Below are 6,617 nucleotides of genomic sequence, written 5' to 3'. Positions count from 1 at the left end.
ACCGCCCTTTTTCATGCCTCACTGCGTTCAGGACGCCATTTCTAGCGAAGTGTCAGGTGCTGAGGTGCTGAGGCAAAAGCCGACTCTCCGCGCCACTACTACCGCGATGCCGGCCTACCCGACAAGCAGGGTGCGAGGCAGCGGCGGGTCGGGAAGCAGGTTGAGCGACAGAACCCCGGTGCCCATCAGGAACTGGAACGCGTGCCCGACACCAGTGCGCGCCGGGTTTACCGGGCCGCGTCCTCCACTGGCCGCCACTGTACCCGCATCTCCGCGACGGGCCGGTCGAACAGTCCGGCGCCGCGCCCACTGAACAGCTGCTCCCAGTCCGCCGGGTCGAGCGCCTTGCGCAGCCGCGTGGCGTAGTTCTGCACGAGTGCCGCGCGGTAGTGCCCCGCGTCGTAATCGCGCCCGTCCAGGTCGGTCAGGACACTCAGGCCTGCCCCCGCGCGGACGTACAGGTCAATGCGGTCCCCCACCCGGAAGTCCAGTCCGGCCTGCCACACCGCCTCCAGATGAGCTTCCTTGCGCTGGCCGCGCGTCTGCGCATAGTCGCTTCTCGCCTTGCCGATCCGGACGCGGCTGCTCACGTCCGCGTTCGTGACGTCACGCGCCGTCAGTCGGTTCGTCGTGTCCTCGAACGCCGCCTGCACACCGGGCACGTCGCCCTGCAGCAGGTCCCGCAAGGCCGTTCGCAGGAAGGCCGTGCCGTACCGCTCGGACCGGCTGGACTCGAACGACGCGCCGCTCAGGTCCAGCGTGCCGTCATAGCGCAAGAGCACGTAATTCTTGACCTGATGGCTCAGCATGGCCTGCGCGCGGCCGTCGAACTCCAGCGTGATGCCGTCCGGGAGGCCAGCCGAGACGTCGCTGATCAGTTGTCTCTCGCGGACCTCGCCGATATCCCCGCCCGTGCTGAAGTACACGCCGTCCGTGTCCGACTCGATCAACTGCACGCCCCGGGCTTCCAGCGCGCCCGTGACCTGCTGGAGCAGCGCGCGTCCCCGGGCGGTGACGCGGTCGGCGGCGTCCCGGTCTCCCAGGCGTGCGAGTCGCCCGGCGCCGAGGTAGCCGTACGCGGCGTTCACGACGAGCTTCATGGCGTCCTGCATCGCGTGGTGCTCCCGGCGCTGCGCGCCACTCAGGGTGGCGTCGCGGGCGGCTCGTTTGTGGGTGAGGCGCTGGGTGGTCAGGTCACTCACGATCCGGTGGAAGACGCCAAGCTCGTCTTGCCGTGGCCCGATGCCTTCGGCGCGGATGATGCTGGGGTACATGCTTGCCACGTCCGCCTTGACGACGTGCCGCAGGACGCCCTCGGCGTGCAGTTGCACGTGCCCGCCCCGGTGCGGTTCGAGGTGCCCCCGTTCCGGCGCGGGGAACGGGCGGCCCGCTTCGACGTACGCGCGGATCAGCATGGGTTCCAGCACGCCCTTGGCGGGTCCGGCGCGGGTCAGACGGTGGTACGGGCGGGGCGTCAGGCGGGCCAGCGCGAAACTCGGGGCGAGCACGATGCGGGCCAGATCGTCCACCTCCTGCACGTCCTGCCGCGCGTACTGCCGCACAAGCTTCGGGTGGTCCCGGTAGGTGCTCACGATCTCCGCCCCTTCCAGATAAACCCGGTCTTCGGGGGCGACGCCGAAATGCCGCGCGGCGGCCTTCAGGCCACTGGACGGCAGATTCAACCGGTGGACGGCGTCGAGCGTGTCGAGGATCTCCCGTCCGGGGCAGACCCACATCGGCACGCGGCTGCCGTCGTCGACGGTCCAGGGCACGCCGTCTCCGGACCGGCCGAGCCGGAAGGGAATGCCGTGCCGCCGGGCGCGGGCGGCCAGGAACGGCAGGTCGAAACCGTGGATGAAGTGGTTCTCGATGACGTCCGGGTCACGCTCCTGCACCAGGGCCAGGAACGCTTCGATGATCTCGCCCTCCTGCGCGGGGCGCCGCGCTTCGAGCAGGGTCTCCAGGCCGCGGTTATCCCGCACGGCGATCAGGAAGATACGGCCCTCGTCAGGACTCAGGGCCGTGGTTTCGAGGTCGAACTGCAGGCGGACGGGTTGATCGAAGGTCAGGCCCTGGTGGTAGGTCTGCCCGGTGGTGATGAGGTACTGCTCCGCGTAGCCCACTCGGAGGTACCCGCTGAGGTCACCAAGAGCAGGCCTGACCTTCAGGCCGCGGGCGGTGACAGCGCCCCGCTGGATCTCCCCTTCCAGTTGTCGGGGGCTGGGGCCGCTCAGGAGGTAGCGGTAGGCGCGGGGATCCACCTGGCTGTCCGGGGCGAGGTCCTGCGCGTGATAGGCCGCCTCTGCTGAAGCGGGCCCAGAAGACACAGTCAGTCGGCTCCCGAGGTGCAGCAGGTCATCGACGTTCCGGGTGTAGATCCAGCCGCGCTGCCGGGTGCGCTGCACGCGCCCCTCACCGGTGACCGGGTCGCGCCGCCAGACGTCCACCGCGCCGTCCGCCGTGGCGTGCACGGAGACGATGCCTGTGCGTGGTGCGGACGGCGTGGTGAGGTCGGGGGCGGGAAGGCGCACCGACCCAGTATCCATCAGGGTGTGAGATCCACCGCCCCATCAGCGGTGCTCAGCAGCCTGAGCAGGGCCCGACGCCATCACTACGGCGCGGGGTCGGGCGTGAAGGTGCGGGGGTAGTCGTCGTGGTCGTCATGAGGGACAGTGTTCCAGAAGCGGGGCGCTGAGTGAGGCTCAAGTGGGAACGGGCAGGTGCCGGTCCTACCCCAGCTCGCGCCTCCGTGACGAAAGCGTGGGCTGGGGTAGGACCATCCGGTTGCCGAGTGTCGTCCCAGTGGTCCCTCGTTGGGCACGTGTGGCGTCCATGCCTGAAGATGCTGATGTCGTTCGGAACCCCTCGCCCACCGTCGCTACTCGGTATTCTTGAGTGACATGGCCTTACTTCAATTCCGTGTTCAACACTTCCGCAGCGTGAAGGATAGCGGGTGGATTAGCTGTGACGACGTTACGACCCTGGTAGGGATGAATGAGGCAGGAAAGAGCAACATCCTGCTGGCCCTCTGGCGCCTGAACCCTGCACAAAGTGGAGAGATTGTCGCCCGCGCCGATCTTCCTCGCCACCTGTTCGCTGAAGCGCGCAACAAGCTCAAAGACTACACTTTTATTGAAGCCGACTTCCAATTAAACGCTGAGGACACTGCAAGAATTGCCGAGAAGGCTCTCATTAAGAATAAGGACAGCCTCAAAGTGCGGGTGTCCCGCCGCTTTGACGGGTCGTATTCCATCCAGTTTCTCGACGCGCAACCGGCCGAGAGCTTTACGTGGGGTCTTATCCGTAATGTTCTCCTACAGCAATTACAAGCAGTACAGGAGGGCCACGCTGGAACGCCGGAACTGCAGGATGCCAAGGAAAAAGTCACGACTGTCCTGACGCACGCCACTGAAGCCCTGCCAGAAGGCCAATCCATTACAGAACCGCTGACGAAAGATCTCACGGCGAGATTACTCAGCGTCTGGTCGGCGCTGCCTGACAGTCCGTTCCGCAAACATGTTCTGACCGCCTGGAATCAGGTGCGTGACGCGCACCTGCACTTCGAGAACCCCGCCAAGGTCAACGGCGTCCAGGACATCGTGCTCAAAGCTATTCCGAAATTCGTCTACTACAGCAACTACGGCAACCTCGACTCCGAGATCTTCCTCCCGCACGCCATTGAGAACATGCGCCGCACGGACCTCACCGGCACGGCCGAAGCGCGGGCCCGCACACTGCGGGTTCTGTTCGAGTTCGTGGGCCTGAACCCTCAGGAAATCATGGAGATGGGCCAGGAACTCCCCACCCATCAGGCCACGGAACAGAATGTTCACGCCATCGCCGAGCGCAAAGCGGACCGTCAGGCCCTGCTGCATTCCGCGATGGCCCGCCTGTCCCGGGAATTCAAGGCGTGGTGGAAACAGGGTGAGTACGATTTCGACTTCCGCGCGGACGGCAACTTCTTCCGCATCTACGTCTCGGACAAGCTCCGCCGCGATCCGATCGAACTCGAGAACCGCAGCACGGGCCTGCAATGGTTCCTGAGCTTCTATCTCGTCTTCCTGGTGGAAAGCGGCGACGCGCACCGCGATGCGATCCTGCTGCTTGACGAGGCGGGCCACAGCCTGCACCCGCTCGCTCAGCGGGACCTCGCGGCGTTCTTCGCGAACCTCAGCCAGACCAACCAAGTGATTCACACCACCCAGTCCCCCTTCTTGGTCGATACGAACCACGTCGAGCGCGTCAAGGTGGTCTACGTGGACGACGAGGGCTACACCGTCACCAGTGAGAACCTGCGCGCCAACGAGGGCACCGGCACGCAGCAGCGTAGCGTGTATGCCGTCCACGCCGCCCTGGGCCTGAGCATCTCCGACACGCTCCTCCAGGGGTGCCTGCCCGTGATCGTCGAAGGGGTGTCGGACCAGATCTACCTCAACGCGATCAAAAACTACCTCGTGAGCACCAAGTCCATCAGCCCGTCTCGGGAAATCCTCTTCGTGCCGTCCGGCGGCACCAAGGGCATCAAGCCCCTAACTGGTCTCCTCGTCGGTCGCGAGGGTGATCTGCCCAGCGTGGTGATGGACGCCGACCAGGCCGGCCGAAACATGCACACGCAGCTGAAAGCGGACCTGTACAAGAGCAGCCCCAAGCGCCTCATTCCCGTGTCGGACTTCATCAGCGTGCCGGACGGTGAAATCGAGGATCTGATTCCTTTCGAGATTCTGGCGCCGTTCCTCGACCGGATGCTGCGGGACGCCCCCGACCTCTTCGCCGACACCCATAACCCTGCTGTGCCACTTGTGAACCAGGTGGAAGCCTTCGCTGCGGCGCACGGCATCACCCTCGATCCCGGATGGAAAGTCACGCTGGCCAAAGGGTTCAAAGGTCGCCTGCTGCACAAAACACCTCCGGCGATCGATAAGACGACGGTCGCCCTGTGGAAGAAGATGTTTAGCCGAATGCTCGCCTGATCGCAGCTTCCATGCCGGAGGGGGTTGCTGGGAGCGGCCGCGGCCCCACTGTTATCGCTTCTTGGCCGGGGGCTTCTGTGCCAGTGCGCTGCCAGCAGCCCGCTTGGAGGTTTGACCAGTGGAACGGCTCTGGAGCACATTGGAGGCAGCCTCTGCGGCCTTCTTGCTCGTGGTGCGGCCCGTGTTGACCTGAGACAGCGCGCTGCCAGCAGCGGACTTGGAATCCTGACTCGTGCGCCCGTCACGCAGTGTTTTGGAGGCGGCTGTGGCGGCTTTGCTTCCAGTAGTCTTCCGTGTCATGTGATCCTCCGGTTGTGTGGAACACCATCAGTCTACCCGCCCCCGCTTGGGCTGCGCCTGCGATCATGGGGTATGTTCCGCCCCGTACCCAGGCAACCCGGCAAGGTCGCTGCGACCGTCCTCCACCACCAACTGATCACTGTGGAGTGGAGTGCCGACGGTCCCCAGTACGTCCGTCCTCCGTGGACTGGGATGGTCGAAACGCTCTACATGCGGCTCCAGGCTACCCAGGAGCGTCTGCCGTTCCGCGTGCGAACCACCGCGCAGGCCCGTACGGCTGCTGAGGTGGTCGGGGTACGCGAGGCTTCTCTGTTGGGTGCGCGAGCCGCGCTGCACAGCTGGTTGACCGCTCCCCCACCTCACGTGGCCCCACTCATCGTAGATCACACTGCCGTGCCCCACCTGATTCGGCAGACCGATGATGAGGACGCGCGGGGGCTGCTTCGCCGGTTGTTGCAGGCATTGGCGCGCATCGACCAGCAGCTTTCCCTTACTCCGGTGGGGGCAGCCCTGGGCACAGGCTTGCCTTTCGAGCAGTGCCGCATACTGCTCTTTCAAATGGAACGCGACGGCCAGCTGCACGTCTACGCGGATCACTATCGGCTCAAGGTCCTCCCGGCGCCCACCCCAGTTGCGGCTTTACGTGATCTGCCCGCACCGGCCTTTCATGCCCTGACCCGTAATCCTCAATTGGCCGATTTGCTTGAGGACCGGTGGAATGAAGCGGAACTTCTGGCCCGTACACCTGCCCACCGCATGGCGTTGATTGCCTACGGTGCTGTCCTCGAAGGGGCGCTCCTGGCTGCTGTGCAGGACGATCCTCGTGTGGCGAACATCCAGGTGGCCACTCCGAAAGAGCGTGATAGCGGTAAACCAAAACCCTTCCATGATTGGACCTTGACAGATCTTATTCAGGTGGCTGAGCAGGCTGGGTGGCTTCACAGGGCGCGGGGAAAACTGGGGCACGTTGTGCGTGATTTTCGTAACTACGTCCACCCCCGTGAGGAACTTCGCCAGCAGACCTCTATTGACCTGGGCGTCGTGCATGTCAGTCGGGAGGGCGTGTGGTTCTGCGTTGATGACCTTGTACGGGCGCGCCCTCAGTAACCTGTGGCGCGGCCAACTCTGCTCTACGAATGAGGTCAAGGAGTGATTCAAGGGGACGGGTGGTGTGGTGCAGGGCTTGAAGGTCAGTCTCTCAAGTGGCTGTGGTCTACGATGCTCTGGGCGTGCCTGAGGGCTTTTCGGTAATCCTTGTCGCGGGTGTAGCCGAGGGTCTGTGGGGTGCCGGGGTGGTCGCGCAGGGCGGCGCGGCGGATCATGCCTGGGGGAATGAAGGGGAGGTCG

At 64.8% G+C, this 6,617-nt stretch carries 4 protein-coding genes (1 of these 4 cut by a window edge); 2 read left to right on the top strand and 2 right to left on the bottom strand.

The genetic code is table 11. The features are described from left to right. Positions 1 to 227: 227 nt before the first annotated feature. The gene (locus IEY69_RS21165) at positions 228 to 2,531 is read right to left on the bottom strand and encodes a ribonuclease H-like domain-containing protein (RefSeq protein ID WP_229784187.1); all 2,304 of its coding nucleotides are present in this window, start codon (positions 2,529 to 2,531) and stop codon (positions 228 to 230) included. 369 nt (positions 2,532 to 2,900) lie between these two features. On the opposite strand from IEY69_RS21165, the gene IEY69_RS21160 reads away from it, so the two are divergent. Continuing rightward, positions 2,901 to 4,970: an AAA family ATPase gene (locus IEY69_RS21160; RefSeq protein WP_083524283.1), complete on the top strand. Its 2,070-nt coding sequence runs from the start codon at positions 2,901 to 2,903 to the stop codon at positions 4,968 to 4,970. Positions 4,971 to 5,663: 693 nt separating this feature from the next. Further along, positions 5,664 to 6,377: a hypothetical protein gene (locus IEY69_RS21155; RefSeq protein WP_153013929.1), complete on the top strand. Its 714-nt coding sequence runs from the start codon at positions 5,664 to 5,666 to the stop codon at positions 6,375 to 6,377. An 83-nt stretch (positions 6,378 to 6,460) separates the two neighbouring features. Here the strand turns inward: IEY69_RS21155 and IEY69_RS22060 are convergent, their stop codons facing one another. Beyond that, on the bottom strand, positions 6,461 to 6,617 hold the final stretch of the coding sequence (locus IEY69_RS22060) for a site-specific integrase (protein ID WP_189075064.1). It continues 722 nt past the right edge of the window; the window shows 157 of its 879 coding nt (coding positions 723-879); the start codon falls outside the window, past its right edge — the gene reads right to left on this strand; it ends in the stop codon at positions 6,461 to 6,463.

This window comes from Deinococcus sedimenti, assembly GCF_014648135.1.
Taxonomy (GTDB): Bacteria; Deinococcota; Deinococci; order Deinococcales; family Deinococcaceae; genus Deinococcus; species Deinococcus sedimenti.
The sequence above is the reverse complement of the archived record's forward strand: the minus strand, read 5'-3'. Positions and strand labels throughout refer to the sequence as shown.

What these genes read in the sequence shown, in the direction of transcription:
- IEY69_RS21160 (WP_083524283.1), top strand. Translation starts at nt 2,901, where the DNA reads ATGGCCTTACTTCAATTCCGTGTTCAACACTTCCGCAGCGTGAAGGAT.